Source organism: Pseudomonas sp. JH-2, from assembly GCF_036231725.1.
Lineage (GTDB): Bacteria > Pseudomonadota > Gammaproteobacteria > Pseudomonadales > Pseudomonadaceae > Pseudomonas > Pseudomonas delhiensis.
This window is the reverse complement of sequence record NZ_JAZAQP010000012.1, coordinates 48,841-65,541: the sequence shown is the minus strand read 5'-3', so window position 1 is coordinate 65,541 and position 16,701 is coordinate 48,841. Positions and strand designations below refer to the sequence as shown.

Sequence of the window (16,701 nt, the reverse complement as noted above, 5' to 3'; positions counted from 1 at the left end):
TCTTCGCGATGCTCGGCGACAAGCGATTCGCCGGACTCTAACCCGCGTCCGGGCGTTTTGCCAACGGCGGGGCTGGCCCCAGGCCAGCCAGCGGCGCGGCACGCCATGGTTTTAGTGAATGTTGCGCGAGAACGCCGCTGAATGCGGCGAACCAGAGGCCTTTCGGACGGTTCTCCGCGATTGACAAGCGCAGGCTTTTCGAAGAAGGTGTGCACACCCGAATCAAACGGGCGTATGAATCGAGCGTTTGCTGCGTACGAACGGTCGAACAAAGGCCCCGACTATCGCATCGGCGGGTGTGCCGCAGGCTTTGGGACTATGCTCCGCGACGGCGGAAGGGTCCCGATACACGGCGTCCGATGCGTGAGTTCAAGCTTCCCTAGCGTGGAGATCAGTTGATGATTTACCAAGGTAAAGCCATCACGGTTAAGGCTCTTGAGAGCGGCATCGTCGAGCTGAATTTCGACCTCAAGGGCGAGTCCGTCAACAAGTTCAACCGGCTCACCCTGAACGAACTGCGTGAAGCAGTCGATGCGATCAAGGCCGATGCGTCCGTCAAGGGCGTGATCGTGACCAGCGGCAAGGGCGTGTTCATCGTCGGCGCCGACATCACCGAATTCGTCGACAACTTCAAGCTGCCCGACGAAGAGCTGCTGGCCGGCAACCTCGAAGCCAACAAGATCTTCAGCGCCTTCGAGGACCTCGAGGTCCCGACCGTCGCCGCGATCAACGGCATCGCCCTGGGCGGCGGCCTGGAAATGTGCCTGGCCGCGGACTTCCGCGTGATGAGCGCGACCGCCAAGATCGGCCTGCCGGAAGTCAAGCTGGGCATCTACCCGGGCTTCGGCGGCACCGTGCGCCTGCCGCGCGTGATCGGCGTGGACAACGCCGTGGAGTGGATCGCCTCGGGCAAGGAAAACCGTGCCGAGGACGCCCTGAAAGTCGGCGCCGTCGACGCCGTGGTCGCCCCCGAGCAGCTGCAGGCCGCGGCCCTCGACCTGGTCAAGCGCGCCATCGCCGGCGAGCTGGACCACAAGGCCCGCCGCCAGCCCAAGCTGGAAAAGATCAAGCTCAACGCCATCGAGCAGATGATGGCCTTCGAAACCGCCAAGGGCTTCGTCGCCGGCCAGGCCGGCCCGAACTACCCGGCCCCGGTGGAAGCCATCAAGTCGATCCAGAAAGCCGCCAACTTCGGCCGTGACAAGGCGCTGGAAGTCGAGGCCCAGGGCTTCGTCAAGCTGGCCAAGACCTCGGTTGCCGAAAGCCTGATCGGCCTGTTCCTGAACGACCAGGAACTGAAGAAGAAAGCCAAGCAGTACGATGAAGTCGCCAGGGACGTGAAACTGGCCGCCGTGCTCGGCGCCGGCATCATGGGCGGCGGCATCGCCTACCAGTCGGCGGTCAAGGGCACCCCGATCCTGATGAAGGATATCCGCGAAGAGGGTATCCAGATGGGCCTGGACGAGGCCTCCAAGCTGCTCGGCAAGCGCGTCGAGAAGGGCCGCCTGACCCCGGCCAAGATGGCCGAGGCGCTGAACGCCATCCGCCCGACCATGTCCTACGGCGACTTCGGCAACGTCGACATCGTCGTCGAAGCCGTGGTCGAGAACCCGAAGGTCAAGCAGATCGTGCTGGCCGAGGTGGAAGGCGTGGTCAAGGAGGACGCGATCCTCGCCTCCAACACCTCGACCATCTCCATCAGCCTGCTGGCCAAGGCCCTGAAGCGCCCGGAAAACTTCGTCGGCATGCACTTCTTCAACCCGGTGCACATGATGCCGCTGGTCGAGGTCATCCGTGGCGAGAAGTCCGGTGACGTCGCCGTCGCCACCACCGTGGCCTATGCCAAGAAGATGGGCAAGAACCCCATCGTGGTGAATGACTGCCCCGGCTTCCTGGTCAACCGCGTGCTGTTCCCGTACTTCGGCGGCTTCTCCAAGCTGCTGGGCTTCGGCGTCGACTTCGCGCGCATCGACAAGGTCATGGAGAAGTTCGGCTGGCCCATGGGCCCGGCCTACCTGTCCGACGTGGTCGGCATCGACACCGGCCATCATGGCCGCGACGTGATGGCCGAAGGCTTCCCGGACCGCATGGCGGTCGAGGGCCGCACCGCGGTCGACGTCATGTACGAGGCCAACCGCCTGGGCCAGAAGAACGGCAAGGGCTTCTACGCCTACGAGACCGACAAGCGCGGCAAGCCGAAGAAAGTCAGCGACCCGCAGGCCTACGAACTGCTCAAGTCGATCGTCAGCGAGCAGCGTGAGCTGTCCGACGAGGACATCATCAACTACATGATGATCCCGCTGTGCCTGGAAACCGTACGCTGCCTGGAAGACGGCATCGTCGAGAGCGCTGCCGAGGCCGACATGGGCCTGATCTACGGCATCGGCTTCCCGCCCTTCCGTGGCGGTGCGCTGCGCTACATCGACTCCATCGGCGTGGCCGAATTCGTCGCCCTGGCCGACAAGTACGCCGACCTTGGCCCGCTGTACCACCCGACCGCGAAGCTGCGTGAAATGGCCAAGAACGGCCAGCAGTTCTTCGGTTGAGTGCGCAACGAATAGAGCGAGAGTGAATTTATGAGCCTGAATCCGAGAGACGCTGTCATTGTCGACTTCGGCCGCACCCCGATGGGGCGTTCCAAGGGCGGCATGCACCGCAACACCCGCGCGGAGACCCTGTCCGCGAACCTGATCAGCAAGGTGCTGGAGCGCAACCCGCTGGTCGACCCGGCGGAAGTCGAGGACGTGATCTGGGGCTGCGTCAACCAGACCCTGGAGCAGGGCTGGAACATCGCCCGCATGGCCTCGCTGATGACCCAGATCCCCCACACCAGCGCCGGCCAGACCGTCAGCCGCCTGTGCGGCTCGTCGATGAGCGCCCTGCACACCGCCGTGCAGGCGATCCAGACCGGCAACGGCGACGTCTTCGTCATCGGCGGCGTGGAGCACATGGGCCACGTCGGCATGATGCACGGCGTCGACCCGAACCCGCACCTGTCGCTGTACGCCGCCAAGGCCTCCGGCATGATGGGCCTGACCGCGGAGATGCTGGGCAAGATGCACGGCATCACCCGCGAAGCCCAGGACAAGTTCGGCGTGCGTTCGCACCAGCTGGCGTGGAAGGCCACCCAGGAAGGCAAGTTCAAGGACGAGATCATCCCGATGGAAGGGTATGACGAGAACGGCTTCCTGAAGGTCTTCGACTTCGACGAGACCATTCGTCCGGAAACCACCCTGGAAGGCCTGGCCTCGCTGAAGCCGGCGTTCAACCCGAAAGGCGGCACCGTGACCGCGGGGACTTCCTCGCAGATCACCGACGGCGCCTCCTGCATGATCGTCATGAGCGCCCAGCGCGCCAAGGACCTGGGCATCCAGCCGATGGCCGTGGTCCGCGCCATGGCCGTGGCGGGCGTCGATCCGGCGATCATGGGCTACGGCCCGGTTCCGTCGACCAACAAGGCGCTCAAGCGCGCCGGCCTGACCATCGCCGACATCGACTTCGTCGAGCTCAACGAAGCCTTCGCTGCCCAGGCCCTGCCGGTGCTGAAGGACCTCAAGCTGCTCGACAAGATGGACGAGAAGGTCAACCTGCATGGCGGTGCCATCGCCCTGGGCCACCCGTTCGGCTGCTCCGGTGCGCGTATTTCCGGCACCCTGCTGAACGTGATGAAGCAGAACGGCGGCACCCTGGGCGTGTCCACCATGTGCGTGGGCCTCGGCCAGGGAATCACCACCATCTTCGAACGCGTCTAAGAACCTGCCCACGATCTGCTGCGCGTCGGCATAACTGCGTTAAAAACAGGCGAGCAATGCTCATTTAGTGGACTAAACTGCGCTTCCTCGCCTATTTGACTCGCTGCGCTCGCCCTTCGGGCCAGCCTTCGGCTGTTACTCCCGTTGGTCGTTGCGCCTTGTTCTGCGCTAGCTCGCGAGATCGTGAACAGATTCTAAGCTTTCGCAGGTGGACGAGCCGGGGCCCTGTGCCCCGGCTTTCGTTTTTCCGGAACGGGGGATTGCCTGGCGCGCCCCGGCACCGGAGAATCGCGGCTTTTTTCGTCGAGGAGGGCAGCGTATGGAACTGCAGACCGGCCTGTACCGTCACTACAAGGGCCAGCACTACCGCGTGCTGGGCGTGGCGCGGCATTCGGAGAGCGAGGAGACCCTGGTGGTCTACCAGGCGCTGTACGGCGAATTCGGCCTGTGGGTACGCCCGCTGGGCATGTTCACCGAAGCGGTGGAGGTGGACGGCGAGCTGGTTCCGCGCTTTGCTCTGGTAACGCCCGAAAGCGACCCGCTGGGATTGACCCAGGTCGGTTCCAGGGAATCCTGAGCTTGACCTTGGACGGACCGCCACTATATATAGCGGTGCCGTTCCGGGCGCCTCCCTCCTTATATTCACCTTCTCGAAGCAGGAATCTTCCGATCCATGGGTAAATCGCTGGTCATCGTGGAATCACCGGCCAAGGCCAAGACCATCAACAAGTACCTGGGCAACCAGTACGTGGTGAAGTCGAGCATCGGCCACATTCGCGACCTGCCCACCAGCGGATCGTCCAGCGCCAAGGAGCCGGCCGCGGCCAAGGCTCGCAAGAGCGCCGCCGAAGCCCCTGCGCTGTCGCCGAAGGAAAAGGCCAAGCGCCAGCTGTTCACCCGCATGGGCGTGGACCCGGAGCACGGCTGGAAGGCCAAGTACGAGATCCTGCCCGGCAAGGAGAAGGTGATCGACGAACTGCGCCGCCTGGCCAAGGATGCCGACACCATCTACCTCGCAACCGACTTGGACCGCGAAGGGGAGGCCATCGCCTGGCACCTGCGCGAGGCCATCGGCGGCGACGACAGCCGCTACAAGCGCGTGGTCTTCAACGAGATCACCAAGAAGGCCATCCAGGAGGCCTTCTCGCAGCCCGGCGAGCTGGACATCAACCGCGTCAACGCCCAGCAGGCGCGGCGCTTCCTCGACCGCGTGGTGGGCTACATGGTCTCGCCGCTGCTGTGGTCCAAGATCGCCCGCGGCCTGTCCGCCGGCCGCGTGCAGTCGGTGGCGGTGAAGCTGGTGGTGGAGCGTGAGCGCGAGATCCGCGCCTTCGTCCCCGAGGAATACTGGGAAATCCATGCCGACCTGAACACCCCGCGCGGCGAGAAGGCCCGCTTCGAAGTGGTGCGCGAGAAGGGCGAAGCCTTCAAGCCGCTGAACGAAGCCCAGGCCATGGCCGCCCTGGAGAAGCTCAAGGCCTCCAGCTACAGCGTGGCCAAGCGCGAGGACAAGCCGACCTCCAGCCGGCCCTCGGCGCCCTTCATCACCTCGACCCTGCAGCAGGCCGCGAGCAACCGCCTGGGCTTCGGCGTGAAGAAGACCATGATGATGGCCCAGCGCCTCTACGAGGCCGGCTACATCACCTACATGCGTACCGACTCGACCAACCTGTCGGCCGATGCCATCGACATGGTGCGCGGCTTCATCGACGGCGAGTTCGGCAAGAAATACCTGCCGGCCAAGCCGAACTTCTATTCGAGCAAGGAAGGCGCCCAGGAGGCGCACGAAGCGATTCGTCCGTCCGACGTCAACCTGCGCCCGACCCAGCTGTCGGGCATGGAGCGCGACGCCGAGCGCCTCTACGACCTGATCTGGCGCCAGTTCGTGGCCTGCCAGATGCCGCCGGCCGAATACCTGTCCACCACCGTCAGCGTCGCCGCCGGTGACTTCGAGCTGCGCGCCAAGGGCCGCATCCTCAAGTTCGACGGCTACACCAGGGTGCTGCCGCAGCAGAACAAGCCGGGCGAGGACGACGTGCTGCCGGACATGGCCCAGGGCGAGGCGATGAAGCTGCTCAAGCTCGACCCCAGCCAGCACTTCACCAAGCCGCCGGCGCGTTATTCCGAAGCCAGCCTGGTCAAGGAGCTGGAGAAGCGCGGCATCGGCCGCCCATCGACCTACGCGGCGATCATCTCGACCATCCAGGAACGCGGCTACGTCACCACCCACAACCGCCGCTTCTACGCCGAGAAGATGGGCGACATCGTCACCGACCGCCTCAACGAGAGCTTCTCCAACCTGATGGACTACGGCTTCACCGCCGGCATGGAAGAGCACCTGGACGACGTGGCCCAGGGCGAGCGCGACTGGAAGCACCTGCTGGACGAGTTCTACGGCGACTTCAAGAAGAAGCTCGAAGTGGCCGAGGTCAGCGACAGGGGCATGCGCGCCAACCAGCCGACCCTGACCAGCATCCCCTGCCGCGAGTGCGGCCGGCCGATGATGATCCGCACCGCCTCCACCGGCGTGTTCCTTGGCTGCTCCGGCTACAGCCTGCCGCCGAAGGAGCGCTGCAAGGCCACCATCAACCTCATCCCCGGCGACGAGATCGCCGCGGACGACGAGGGCGAGTCCGAGTCCCGCGTGCTGCGCGGCAAGCACCGCTGCCCGATCTGCAGCACGGCGATGGACGCCTACCTGCTGGACGAGAAGCACAAGCTGCACATCTGCGGCAACAACCCGGACTGCCCGGGCTACGAGATCGAGCAAGGCCAGTACCGCATCAAGGGCTACGAGGGCCCGAGCCTGGAATGCGACAAGTGCGGCAGCCAGATGCAGCTCAAGACCGGCCGCTTCGGCAAGTTCTTCGGTTGCACCAACCCGGCCTGCAAGAACACCCGCAAGCTGCTGAAGAACGGCGAGCCGGCGCCGCCGAAGATGGACGCCATCCGCATGCCCGAGCTCAAGTGCGAGAAGGTCGACGACGTCTACGTGCTGCGCGACGGCGCTTCCGGCCTGTTCCTGGCCGCCAGCCAGTTCCCCAAGAACCGCGAGACCCGCGCGCCCCTGGTGAGCGAGCTGGTGCCGCACAAGGACGAGCTGGACCCGAAGTACCACTTCCTGCTCTCCGCGCCGCAGAAGGACCCGGACGGCCGCCCGGCGGTGATCCGCTTCAGCCGCAAGACCAAGGAGCAGTACGTGCAGTCCGAGGTGGACGGCAAGCCCAGCGGCTGGCGCGCCTTCTTCGACGGCGGCAAGTGGAAGGTCGAGGACAAGCGCTGATGGGCGGCGCGCCCCGCGCAGGCGGGGTGCGCATATACTGCCGAGTGACCGTATGAGGGCGCGCTGATGGCTCAGGAACGCTACACCCGCACCAACCAGAAGCTGTATTTCGCCGGCCTGGCCCTGGAGGCCTGGCGCAAGGCGGAAGAGGTGCGGCCGATGAACGCCCAGGCGCAGGTCCAGGCCGAGCGCGAGGCGGCGCTGTTCCACCTGTACGGCGCGGTGCTGGGCGTGGCCCACGAGATCGCCGGCTACTACCGCCTGCCCGAGGCCAATGCGCCGCGCGTCGAGCTGCTGCTCAACGCCGAGGTGCTGGCGGCCTCGCCGAGCCCGGAACTGGCCGAGCTGGTGGAACTGGCGCAGCAGCCGGAAACCTGGCTGGCGCAATTGCTGGCCGCCTACGCCGAGCTGTTCCAGCCGCCGCGCGAGCCGCGCAAGGCCAAGGTCGACCCGACCCAGCCGCTGATCCAGGCCGTCAGTCTGGACGACGAGGCGCCGCAGGCCCTGGGCAATGCCGAGCTGGAAGCCTGGCGCAAGTCGCTGAAGGAAATGGTGCTGCGTTTCCGCGGGGCACTGACCGAACTCTGATGCAAGCCGTAAGTCGGCGGGCTAGGGTAGGGCGGTCATCGCTGTTACAATGGCCGTTCTGCTGTGAGAGAACCTAGCCATGCCGACCTCATTCCTGGAAATCGTTGAACTGCCCGATGGCCGCATCGTACTGCGCCGCGCGGAGGACGAGGAGGCGCTGGTGACCCTGGAGTTCTCCAACGACGCCAAGGGCTTCCTGCAGGGCCAGCACATCGAGATCGCCAAGGCGATGTTCAACGTCGGCGTGCAACTGGCCGGCCGCCTCGCCGAAGGCGGCGAGGTCGAGCAGGACGGCCCGCGCGTCCTGCACTGATTCCCTTCTTTTCTACCCCAGACGGATATTCAGGCTCTGCGCCTGCCCGGCGAGTGCCGCGCGGGACAGTTGCGCGCGCGTCCGGCCGTTGAGCGCCGGCAGCCAACTGACCACCGTGTGGCTGTGGCCCAGGCGCAGCGCCTCGCAGGCCAGGCTCAGGGCGGACGCCTGGTCGCGGGCCGGCAGCAGCAGGATGCGCTCGCGGTTCAGCCCGGCCTTGCGCAGCCAGTCGTGGGTGAGGCTGGCCGGCGGGGCGATCAGCGTCAGCCAGCGGGCATCCTGTTCTTCGCTGAGTTCGCGCAGGATGGGCGCCAGCAGGCTTTGGCAGTGGCCCGGCAGGCCGCGCAGCGACAGTTCGCTGAAGGCTTCGTCCTCGGTGGTGTCCGGTTCCGCCAGCTGGGCCAGCAGGGGCTCTTCGGCGTTGGCCCAGAGCGCCTCCTGGAACAGCGGCAGTTGGGGCAGGTCCAGCGGCTGGGGATACTGCATGGTGCCTCCTGTCAGCGGCGGATGACGCCGACGCTCAAGCCTTCGATGATCAGTTCCTGTTCCTCGAGGTCGACCTCGATGGGGGCGAACTCGGGGTTCTCGGCGAGCAGCCAGACCTTGCTGCCCTCGCGCTTGAAGCGCTTCACCGTGACTTCCTCGCCGAGGCGGGCGACGACGATCTGGCCGTTGCGCGCCTCGCGGGTGACGTGCACGGCGAGCAGGTCGCCGTCGAGGATGCCGACGTCCTTCATGCTCTGCCCGCGTACGCGCAGCAGGTAGTCGGCGCGCGGGTTGAAGAAGGTGGGGTTGATGCGGCAGGCGTCCTCGACGTTCTGCTCGGCGAGGATCGGCGCGCCGGCGGCGACGCGGCCGATGATCGGCAGCTCGTCCTCGTTGGCCGCGGCCTTGGGTTCGAAGCCGGGAATGCGGATGCCGCGCGAGGCGCCCGGGGTCATCTCGATGGCGCCCTTGCGGGCCAGGGCCTTGAGGTGCTCCTCGGCGGCGTTGGGCGACTTGAAGCCGAGCTCCTGGGCGATCTCGGCGCGCGTGGGCGGGTAGCCGTTGTCTTCCAGGCAACGCTTGATGAAGGCGAGGATCTCGGCTTGGCGCGGCGTCAGCTTCTGCATGTCCCTACTCTGTCTTTTTGTACAGTTGCTGGAATTATATACAGTGGTCGGCCGCTGGCAACGAATTATTTCGTCGGGCGGGGTGGTAATTCGGCGGATTCGGCCAACGTCCCGCTGGTATCGTTCGTCGTATTGCCTGAAAATCCGCAACAATCCCCCGTGCCAGGCTTGACAATGGATTGCTGTGAAACGTAAGTTTCAAACAAGTGTTTGTCAGGTGGATTCATCCATGGCCCAGTCGGAAACCGTCGAACGTATCCTCGATGCTGCGGAGCAGCTGTTCGCGGAAAAAGGCTTCGCCGAGACCTCGTTGCGTCTGATCACCAGCAAGGCCGGGGTCAACCTGGCGGCGGTGAACTACCACTTCGGCTCGAAGAAGGCGCTGATCCAGGCGGTCTTCTCGCGCTTCCTCGGGCCCTTCTGCGCCAGCCTGGAAAAGGAACTGGACCGTCGCCAGGCCAAGCCCGACGGGCCACGCGCCAGCCTCGAGGAACTGCTCGAACTGCTGGTGGTGCAGGCCATGGCGGTGAAGCCGCGCAGCGGCAACGACCTGTCTATCTTCATGCGCCTGCTGGGCCTGGCCTTCAGCCAGAGCCAGGGGCACCTGCGCAAGTACCTCGAGGAAGTCTACGGCAAGGTGTTCCGCCGCTACATGCAGCTGGTGAACGAGGCCGCGCCGCGGCTGCCGCCCATCGAGCTGTTCTGGCGCGTGCACTTCATGCTCGGCGCCGCCGCCTTCAGCATGTCGGGGATCAAGGCGCTGCGCGCCATGGCCGAGACCGACTTCGGGGTGAACACCTCCATCGAGCAGGTGATGCGCCTGATGGTGCCCTTCCTCGCTGCCGGCATGCGCGCCGACAGCGGGGTGAGCGACCCGTCCCTGGCCGGCGCCCAGCTCAAGCCGCGCAGCAAGGCCCCGGCACCGGCCAAGGTCTGACCGCGCTGGGCCTGCCCCGGCCGATCGGCTAAAGTAGCGGGCCATTCCTGCTGTCGCTGGCGGACGATGCCCGATCTCGACCTGCTGCACATTTCCCTTGCCGACCAGACGCTCTACGGCTTCGCCGAGCAGCGCCTGGTGCTGCGCCTGCCGGTCTCCACCGCGCGCAACGGCGCCGGCGAGCGCCAGGGCTCCGGCTGCACGCCCCGCGGCCTGCACCAGGTGCGGGCGAAGATCGGCGAGGGCCTGCCGTGCGGCGCGGTGCTGCGCGGCCGGCGCTGGACCGGCGAGGTCTGGAGCCAGGCGCTGCACGAGCAGTTTCCCGGGCGCGACTGGATCCTCACCCGCATCCTCTGGCTGAGCGGCTGCGAGCCCGGCGTCAACCGCCTGGGCGAAGTGGATACCTTCCGTCGCTACATCTACCTGCACGGCACGCCGGACTGCGAACCCATGGGCGTGCCGCTGTCCCATGGCTGCGTGCGGCTGCGCAACGCCGACCTGCTGCAACTTTTCCCGCGCGTGCCGCTGCACTGCCGCGTGCTTCTCGACGAAGCGCCGCAGCCGCAGTGGCGCACGGCCGAACCCTGTTAAGGATTTCCCCATGCAAGGCTCCCTGATGCTCGACATCGGCGGCACCTGGCTCACCGCCGAGGACCGCCGGATCCTGCGCCACCCCGAAGTGGGCGGGCTGATCATCTTCGCCCGCAACATCGAATGCCCGCGCCAGGTGCGCGAACTCTGCGCGGCCATCCGCGCCCTGCGCCCGGACCTGCTGCTGGCGGTGGACCAGGAGGGCGGCCGCGTGCAGCGCCTGCGCCAGGGCTTCCTGCGCCTGCCGGCGATGCGCGCCATCGCCGACAACGCCAATGCCGAGCGCCTGGCCGAGCAGTGCGGCTGGCTGATGGCCACCGAGGTGCTGGCGGTGGGCCTGGACCTGAGCTTCGCCCCGGTGCTGGACCTGGACCACCAGCGCAGCGCCGTGGTCGGCAGCCGCGCCTTCGAGGGCGACCCCGAGCGGGCCACGCGCCTGGCCGGCGCCTTCATCCGCGGCATGCACGCCGCCGGCATGGCCGCCACCGGCAAGCACTTCCCCGGCCACGGCTGGGCCGAGGTGGATTCCCACGTGGGCATTCCCGAAGACGAGCGCAGCCTCGACGAGATCCGCCGCAGCGACCTGGTGCCCTTCCAGCGCCTGGCCGGCGAGCTGGACGCGGTGATGCCCGCCCACGTCATCTACCCGCAGGTGGATGCCGGCCCCGCCGGTTTCTCGCGGCGCTGGCTGCAGGACATCCTGCGCGGCGAGCTGGGCTTCGACGGGGTGATCTTCAGCGACGACCTGTCCATGGCCGGCGCCCACGTGGTGGGCGACGCCGCCAGCCGCATCCAGGCCGCGCTCAAGGCCGGCTGCGACATGGGCCTGGTGTGCAACGACCGTGGCGCCGCCGAGCTGGCCCTGGGCGCGTTGCAGCGCCTGAAGGCGAAAGCGCCCGAGCGCCTGGCGCGGATGCGCGCCAAGGCCTGGCCGGGCATCGAGTACAAGCAGCTGCCGCGCTGGCAGCAGGCCGTGGGCGAACTGCGCGCGGCACAACTGATCGACTGAGGATTCGCCATGACCGTCTACGCCATCATCGGCGGCACCGGCCTGACCCAGCTGGAAGGCCTGACCCTGAAGGACTCGCTGAACCTGGACACGCCCTACGGCGCGCCCTCGGCGCCCATCCAGCGCGGCGAGTACGCTGGCCGCGAGGTGCTGTTCCTGGCCCGCCACGGCCACCCGCACCGCGTCCCGCCGCACCAGGTGAACTACCGCGCCAACCTCTGGGCGCTGCAGCAGGCCGGCGCCCAGGCGGTGCTGGCGGTCAACGCCGTGGGCGGCATCCACGCCGCCATGGGCAGCGGCCACCTCTGCGTGCCGCACCAGATCATCGACTACACCTACGGCCGCGAGCACACCTACTTCGCCGGCGACATCGACCACGTCACCCACATCGACTTCAGCCATCCCTACGACGAGGGCCTGCGGCAGAAGCTGGTGGCGGCGCTGCAGGCGCTGGGCCACCCGCACAGCAGCCACGGCGTCTACGCCGCGACCCAGGGCCCGCGCCTGGAAACCGTGGCGGAAATCGCCAGGCTGGAGCGCGACGGCTGCGACATCGTCGGCATGACCGGCATGCCGGAAGCCGCCCTGGCCCGCGAGCTGGACCTGCCCTATGCCTGCCTGTCGCTGGTGGTCAACCCGGCGGCCGGCAAGTCCAGCGGCATCATCACCATGGCCGAGATCGAGCAGGCCCTGCATGAAGGCATCGGCAAGGTGCGCGAGGCGCTGGCGCGGGTGCTGGCGGGCTGACGGGCCTGCCGCCGCGAATCGCGCCGGGGCGTTCGGTTATCGCGGACAGAGTCCGCTCCTACGGTTCCAGGAAGCACGGTCGTAGGAGCAACTGTCTTCTGGGCTCCCTCGTTCGCAGGGGTGACTGGATCAAAATTCGCGTCTCCCATGTCGCCCCATTGTAGGAGCGGGCCCTGCCCGCGATTCGCGCGCAGGGCGCGCTCCTACAGGGGAATGGCATGGCTCGGCCCGCGTAGGAGCGGACTCCGTCCGCGATTGGACTCACCGGCCACACCGGACACCCCGGCGGCACGAATGGCGGCGGATAACCGCGAACGGTTATTCGCCCTACGGTTGGGTGCGACCGTAGGATTCCGTCCGCGATTTCGCGCGCAGGGCGCGCTCCTACGGCAGTGGCGCGAAGAGCGCGTCTATGTCGCTGTCCTGCAGCTGCAGGCCGCTGTCCTTGCCTTCCTCCAGCACGCCGGCCGCCAGGGCCGCCTTCTTCGCCTGCAACTGCTGGATCTTCTCTTCCAGGGTGCCGCGGGCGATCAGCTTGTAGACGAACACCGGCTTGTCCTGGCCGATGCGGTAGGCGCGGTCGGTGGCCTGCTGTTCCACCGCCGGGTTCCACCAGGGGTCGTAGTGGATCACGGTGTCGGCGGCGGTGAGGTTGAGGCCCGTGCCGCCGGCTTTCAGGCTGATCAGGAACAGCGGCACGCGGCCCTGCTGGAAGTCCTCCACCGGCCCGCGGCGGTCGCGGGTGTCGCCGGTGAGCAGGGCGTAGCGGATGCCGCGCGCGTCCAGTTCCGCCTGGATCAGTTCGAGCATCGAGGTGAACTGCGAGAACAGCAGCACCCGGCGGCCTTCGTCGAGCAGTTCGTCGAGCATCTCCAGCAGGCCGCCGAGCTTGCCCGAGGCCGCCGTCGGCACGGCCTCGCCCAGCAGGCGCGGGTCGCAGCAGACCTGGCGCAGCTTGAGCAGGGCCTCCAGCACGACGATATGGCTGCGCGCCAGGCCCTTGCGCCGGATTTCCGCGCGGACCTTGCTGTCCATGGCCAGGCGCACGGTCTCGTAGAGGTCGCGCTGGGCGTCGCTGAGTTCCACCCAGTGGGTGATCTCGCTCTTGGGCGGCAGTTCGCCGGCCACCTGGTCCTTCCGGCGGCGCAGCAGGAAGGGCCGGATGCGGGCATTGAGGTGGGCCAGGCGCTGGCTGTCGCCGGCCTTTTCGATGGGGTTGCGGTACAGGCGGGCGAAGCTGCGCGCATCGCCCAGCCAGCCGGGCATCACCAGGTCGAACAGCGCCCAGAGCTCGCCCAGGTGGTTCTCCAGGGGCGTGCCGGTCAGGCACAGGCGCTGCCGGGCGTCGAGCTTCGCCGCGGCCTGGGCCGACTTGCTGCTGGCGTTCTTCAGGTACTGCGCCTCGTCGAACACCGCCAGGTGCAGCGGCTGCCGGCCCAGGGCCCCGATGTCCCGCGGCAGCAGGGCGTAGGTGCTGAGCAGCAGGTCGTAGCGGCCGAGTTCGTCGAAGCCCTTGTGGCGGTCGCTGCCGTGCAGGGTGAGCACGCGCAGCTCCGGGGCGAAGCGCGCGGCCTCGTCCTGCCAGTTGGCCACCAGGCTGGTGGGCATCAGCACCAGGGCCGGGCGGTCCAGGCGCCCGGCGCGCTTTTCCGCGAGGATGTGCGCCAGTACCTGCAGCGTCTTGCCCAGGCCCATGTCGTCGCCGAGGATGCCGCCCACTTCCAGTTCGCGCAGCGCCTGCATCCAGGCCAGGCCCTGCAGCTGGTAGGGGCGCAGCTCGGCGCGCAGGCCCTCGGGGGCCCGGCATGGCTGCTGCGGGTGTTCGCGCAGGCGGCGGGCGAAGCGCAGCAGGCGTTCGCCGCCCTGCCAGTGCAGGGGATGTTCGTCGAGCTGGGCGAGCAGGCCGGCATCGGCGCTCGACAGGCGCAGGCTGTTGCCGTTGTTTTCCGGGCTGGCGAGGAACAACCCTTCCAGGACCTGCAGTATCGCCTTGACCCGCTCCAGCGGCAGGCTGACCTTCAGCGGCTTGCCGTCGGCCTGGCGGTGCGCGTCGAGCTGTAGGGGCAACTCGGTGGCGGTGCCGTTACGCAGCGCCTCGGGGCGCTGGCGGAGCAGTTCCAGCAGCGGTTGCAGCAGGCTGACCTCCTGGCCGTCGACGCGGATGCCCAGCTCCAGGTCGAACCAGGCGTTGCCGGGCTCTTCCTCTATGTGGACGTACCAGTCCTCGACCTCGCTGAAGTCGAGGAGGAAGTCGTCGGCCATGTCGACCACCCAGCCCTGTTCGCGCAGCTTGGGCAGGCCGCGCAGGATGGTGGGCCAGAGATCGGCATCCGCCGAGAAGACTTCGTGCTTGTGGTTCAGTGTGCCGGGGGCGTCGTATTTGCCGAGTTTCTCCAGGCCCAGCTTCTGCAGGGCCTTGCGCAAGGCCTGCTCGACCTTGGGCTGGCGCTCGATGGTGACGAAGGTGCCATCGACGAGATAGCGGATCGGCTCGCCCTTGCGCACCGGGCCGTGCACTTGCTGCCCCTGGTAGGCGAAGTTCAGCGCGGCCAGGTGGCGCAGCTCGTCGACGAATCCATAGCGTTCCCTGCTGTAGGAGCGCTGTGTACGGCTGGTCAGGTACAGGTGGGGAATGGGGCGGACGTCTTCCAGGCGCCGTTCCGCGTAGCTCACCGGCAGCGGCGCCGCGGGCGCCAGTTCCTTCAGTTGCAGGCCGAACAGCGTGGCCTGTTCCGCCGGCACCGGCGGGGCATTCAGCAGGTAGTTGGCCAGGGTGTCGGGCAGGCGGTGACGCAAGGGGCCGGCGCGCCGGCCCTGGCGGTCGACGTACCAGGGTGGCGTCAGTTGCGTCAGCAGTTGCGGGCGCGGCTCGGCGTCGGTTTCCCAGGCGATGACGTGGCAGCCGTCCTCGCGGCTGTGCCAGGCGAGCCGGGCGGGCAGTTCCGGGCCCGGCTGCAGCCGGCTGGAGAGGTCGTCGAGGTCGAGGAACAGCTGCCCGCTGCCCAGGAGCATCGCCAGCAGTTCGGCGCCATCCCGGCCTTGCAGGAGCACCTCGTTGTCGTGGGGCTGCACGCCCGCGGCGCCTAGCGCCCGCATCAGGATCGGCCGGTCCTGCTCGGCGACGCCGCGGCCCAGGGCCTGGGCGATCGACTGGATGCGCGGGTAGCCCAGGGGGCGACCGTCCTCGCCATACGCCGCGGCGTGGATGATTACCCGGCCGTTCTTCGTCAGCCGGTAGTGCAGGGGCGCGCTGTACGGTTTCCGGGCTTGCGGCTGCGCCTTGAGGGCCGCGGGCAGTTTCTTCAGCCAGGCCTGCAGCAGGGGCGACAGCTGGCTGGCGGGTGTCGGGGCCGGCTGCACCGCCGGCGCGGGTGGCGGTGACGAAGGCGTGGCGGTGGAGGCCGGCTGTTCCTCCAGCAGGTGCAGCAGCGCCGCCGCGCAGTGCTTGCAGTCGAAGCCGACCGGGCAATCGCACTGGCAGTCGAGGGTGTCGCCGCTGCGGGAGAAACTGATGCGCTGGCGGTAGCGGTTGCTGCCCGAGCCCTGGCACAGGCTGTCCAGCGTATGCTCGGTGACGCGGGTGAGCTGCACGCGGCCCTCGCGGGCGTAAGCCTCGCCGCGGACCAGGGTGATGGCGGGGAACAGGCGGCGCCAGGGGGTGCGTCGCAGGTGCTCGGCAAAGGGGACCATGGCGCGGCCTTCGTGGCGGGGTTACTGCTGGTCGGGCTCGCTCGCCGGCGGGGCGTCGAAGCCGCCGTTGGCCGGGGCTTCCGGCGCGCCCTGCTGCGGCTGGCCGGCCGGCGCCTCTTCCTGCATCTCCGCCGGCGGCGGGGTGGTGGGCTTGGCGTTGAGCGGGCTGACGCGGATCAGCATGCCCAGGCTGGGGTGGTCGAGGTAGGCCAGCACGTCGTTCTTCAGGCTGACGTCCTGGACCATGTGCTGGCTGCCGGCGAGCAGGCCGTCGCCGCCGAACTGGTTGATCCAGAAGTCCACCTGGGTGTCGACGAAGCGCTGCTGGCGCAGGGTCAGGGTGCCTTCCACCGGGAAGTGGCCGTCCTGCTGGCGGCCCTCGTCGAGGGCGATCTTCACCGGCGCCTCGCCGATGGCCTGCTTCCAGGCCTTGTGCATCAGCACGTGGTAGCCCTGGGCCTGGGCCAGCTTGTTGGCCTGGGCGTCCATCGCCGTCGGGCGGCGGGCGTCCTCGCCCAGCGGCTGGGCGCCCTTGGCCCAGTCATCGGGGGCCGGCTGGCTGGAATAGACGACGTCGCCTTCCTGCTGGAACAGGATCAGTTCGACCTGGTAGAGGTCGTCGGCGAAGCTCGCCGGGGCGATAAGGGCAAGCAGCAGCGGCAGGTAGCGGAACATACTG

The 16,701-nt window shown here is 67.7% G+C and carries 14 protein-coding genes; 10 read left to right on the top strand and 4 right to left on the bottom strand.

Annotation, left to right across the window (positions count from 1 at the left end):
• The first annotated feature begins 398 nt into the window (after positions 1–398).
• From fadB to VV867_RS10985, 6 genes are all read left to right on the top strand, one after another.
• The gene (gene fadB, locus VV867_RS11010; protein ID WP_328566374.1) at positions 399–2,546 is read left to right on the top strand and encodes a fatty acid oxidation complex subunit alpha FadB; all 2,148 of its coding nucleotides are present in this window, start codon (positions 399–401) and stop codon (positions 2,544–2,546) included.
• Between the two features lie 30 nt (positions 2,547–2,576).
• Positions 2,577–3,752 carry an acetyl-CoA C-acyltransferase FadA gene (gene fadA / locus VV867_RS11005; RefSeq protein ID WP_109936840.1) on the top strand — a complete coding sequence of 392 codons (1,176 nt, stop codon included), beginning with the start codon at positions 2,577–2,579 and terminating at the stop codon, positions 3,750–3,752.
• Between the two features lie 319 nt (positions 3,753–4,071).
• Positions 4,072–4,329 carry a DUF1653 domain-containing protein gene (locus tag VV867_RS11000; protein ID WP_177412120.1) on the top strand — a complete coding sequence of 86 codons (258 nt, stop codon included), beginning with the start codon at positions 4,072–4,074 and terminating at the stop codon, positions 4,327–4,329.
• 96 nt (positions 4,330–4,425) lie between these two features.
• A complete protein-coding gene (topA, locus tag VV867_RS10995; protein ID WP_328566373.1) occupies positions 4,426–7,035 on the top strand; it encodes a type I DNA topoisomerase in 2,610 nt (869 codons plus the stop codon).
• Positions 7,036–7,101: 66 nt separating this feature from the next.
• Positions 7,102–7,623 (top strand): DUF6586 family protein, encoded by a 522-nt coding sequence (locus VV867_RS10990; RefSeq protein ID WP_328566372.1) that lies wholly within the window; start codon positions 7,102–7,104, stop codon positions 7,621–7,623.
• Between the two features lie 79 nt (positions 7,624–7,702).
• A complete protein-coding gene (locus VV867_RS10985; RefSeq protein WP_009621357.1) occupies positions 7,703–7,936 on the top strand; it encodes a hypothetical protein in 234 nt (77 codons plus the stop codon).
• Between the two features lie 12 nt (positions 7,937–7,948).
• Here the strand turns inward: VV867_RS10985 and sulA are convergent, their stop codons facing one another.
• Together sulA and lexA are read right to left on the bottom strand one after the other, a co-directional pair.
• Complete coding sequence (sulA, locus tag VV867_RS10980) at positions 7,949–8,422, bottom strand: SOS-induced cell division inhibitor SulA (RefSeq protein WP_275627194.1); 474 nt, start codon at positions 8,420–8,422, stop codon at positions 7,949–7,951.
• Between the two features lie 11 nt (positions 8,423–8,433).
• Positions 8,434–9,048: a transcriptional repressor LexA gene (lexA, locus tag VV867_RS10975; protein WP_109936837.1), complete on the bottom strand. Its 615-nt coding sequence runs from the start codon at positions 9,046–9,048 to the stop codon at positions 8,434–8,436.
• 229 nt (positions 9,049–9,277) lie between these two features.
• Between lexA and VV867_RS10970 the strand changes: the two genes are divergently transcribed.
• The 4 genes from VV867_RS10970 (at position 9,278) to VV867_RS10955 (ending at position 12,332) form a co-directional block, all read left to right on the top strand.
• The gene (locus VV867_RS10970; protein ID WP_109936836.1) at positions 9,278–9,985 is read left to right on the top strand and encodes a TetR/AcrR family transcriptional regulator; all 708 of its coding nucleotides are present in this window, start codon (positions 9,278–9,280) and stop codon (positions 9,983–9,985) included.
• Between the two features lie 66 nt (positions 9,986–10,051).
• The gene (locus VV867_RS10965; RefSeq protein WP_109936835.1) at positions 10,052–10,576 is read left to right on the top strand and encodes a L,D-transpeptidase; all 525 of its coding nucleotides are present in this window, start codon (positions 10,052–10,054) and stop codon (positions 10,574–10,576) included.
• 10 nt (positions 10,577–10,586) lie between these two features.
• A complete protein-coding gene (gene nagZ, locus VV867_RS10960; RefSeq protein WP_109936834.1) occupies positions 10,587–11,585 on the top strand; it encodes a beta-N-acetylhexosaminidase in 999 nt (332 codons plus the stop codon).
• Positions 11,586–11,594: 9 nt separating this feature from the next.
• Positions 11,595–12,332 carry an S-methyl-5'-thioinosine phosphorylase gene (locus tag VV867_RS10955; RefSeq protein WP_275627190.1) on the top strand — a complete coding sequence of 246 codons (738 nt, stop codon included), beginning with the start codon at positions 11,595–11,597 and terminating at the stop codon, positions 12,330–12,332.
• Positions 12,333–12,716: 384 nt separating this feature from the next.
• Here the strand turns inward: VV867_RS10955 and VV867_RS10950 are convergent, their stop codons facing one another.
• Both VV867_RS10950 and VV867_RS10945 read right to left on the bottom strand, forming a co-directional pair.
• Positions 12,717–16,022 carry a DEAD/DEAH box helicase gene (locus VV867_RS10950; protein ID WP_328566371.1) on the bottom strand — a complete coding sequence of 1,102 codons (3,306 nt, stop codon included), beginning with the start codon at positions 16,020–16,022 and terminating at the stop codon, positions 12,717–12,719.
• Between the two features lie 21 nt (positions 16,023–16,043).
• Positions 16,044–16,697 carry a CsiV family protein gene (locus VV867_RS10945; RefSeq protein ID WP_328566370.1) on the bottom strand — a complete coding sequence of 218 codons (654 nt, stop codon included), beginning with the start codon at positions 16,695–16,697 and terminating at the stop codon, positions 16,044–16,046.
• Between the last annotated feature and the right edge of the window lie 4 nt (positions 16,698–16,701).

Excerpts from the sequence above, each read along its gene's own strand:
- VV867_RS10965 (WP_109936835.1), top strand. The coding sequence starts at position 10,052 with ATGCCCGATCTCGACCTGCTGCACATTTCCCTTGCCGACCAGACGCTC.
- VV867_RS10950 (WP_328566371.1), bottom strand. The coding sequence starts at position 16,022 with ATGGTCCCCTTTGCCGAGCACCTGCGACGCACCCCCTGGCGCCGCCTG.
- topA (WP_328566373.1), top strand. The coding sequence starts at position 4,426 with ATGGGTAAATCGCTGGTCATCGTGGAATCACCGGCCAAGGCCAAGACC.
- VV867_RS10990 (WP_328566372.1), top strand. The coding sequence starts at position 7,102 with ATGGCTCAGGAACGCTACACCCGCACCAACCAGAAGCTGTATTTCGCC.
- VV867_RS10955 (WP_275627190.1), top strand. The coding sequence starts at position 11,595 with ATGACCGTCTACGCCATCATCGGCGGCACCGGCCTGACCCAGCTGGAA.
- fadA (WP_109936840.1), top strand. The coding sequence starts at position 2,577 with ATGAGCCTGAATCCGAGAGACGCTGTCATTGTCGACTTCGGCCGCACC.
- VV867_RS11000 (WP_177412120.1), top strand. The coding sequence starts at position 4,072 with ATGGAACTGCAGACCGGCCTGTACCGTCACTACAAGGGCCAGCACTAC.
- fadB (WP_328566374.1), top strand. The coding sequence starts at position 399 with ATGATTTACCAAGGTAAAGCCATCACGGTTAAGGCTCTTGAGAGCGGC.
- nagZ (WP_109936834.1), top strand. The coding sequence starts at position 10,587 with ATGCAAGGCTCCCTGATGCTCGACATCGGCGGCACCTGGCTCACCGCC.
- VV867_RS10970 (WP_109936836.1), top strand. The coding sequence starts at position 9,278 with ATGGCCCAGTCGGAAACCGTCGAACGTATCCTCGATGCTGCGGAGCAG.
- sulA (WP_275627194.1), bottom strand. The coding sequence starts at position 8,422 with ATGCAGTATCCCCAGCCGCTGGACCTGCCCCAACTGCCGCTGTTCCAG.
- VV867_RS10945 (WP_328566370.1), bottom strand. The coding sequence starts at position 16,697 with ATGTTCCGCTACCTGCCGCTGCTGCTTGCCCTTATCGCCCCGGCGAGC.
- VV867_RS10985 (WP_009621357.1), top strand. The coding sequence starts at position 7,703 with ATGCCGACCTCATTCCTGGAAATCGTTGAACTGCCCGATGGCCGCATC.
- lexA (WP_109936837.1), bottom strand. The coding sequence starts at position 9,048 with ATGCAGAAGCTGACGCCGCGCCAAGCCGAGATCCTCGCCTTCATCAAG.